The organism is Larkinella sp. C7, assembly GCF_006149005.1.
In the GTDB taxonomy this organism is placed as follows: domain Bacteria; phylum Bacteroidota; class Bacteroidia; order Cytophagales; family Spirosomataceae; genus Larkinella.
Genome location: NZ_VBSL01000203.1, coordinates 1 through 389, shown reverse-complemented (window position 1 = coordinate 389; position 389 = coordinate 1). Strand labels below are relative to the sequence as shown.

Annotated in this window: 1 pseudogene; it reads left to right on the top strand. The window is 40.6% G+C overall.

Going from position 1 to position 389, the window contains the following annotated elements:
- A pseudogene (locus tag FH871_RS35110) lies at positions 1-389 on the top strand (hypothetical protein); the annotation flags it as partial.

Genomic DNA, 389 nt, shown 5'->3' with positions numbered 1-389 from the left:
GGCCAAAAATGGTATTTACACTATTGAAGGAACCCAGCTTCGTTTCGATGAAAATGGTAATCCTTTCACCCTAGATGGCAAGGCCTACAGCCTCCCAACAGGCTTCTACACTCGAAGTGGTAAAACCTACTATCGCAATGAAGATGGTAGCAACGCAACTGGCTTTAAGACTATCGATGGTAATCTATATTTCTTCGATGACGATGACTACGAAACCGGTCAAATGTACCAAAACGACGATAAGTCCACTCTAAACGGATCCTACTACTTCGGACCTGATGGTAAAGCTGTTAAAGGATGGTATATTGTTCGAAACAATAAATATTATTTCGACGATAATTATCGCAGAGTAGACAATGGTTTCCGTAAAATCAATGGTAAGCTCTACT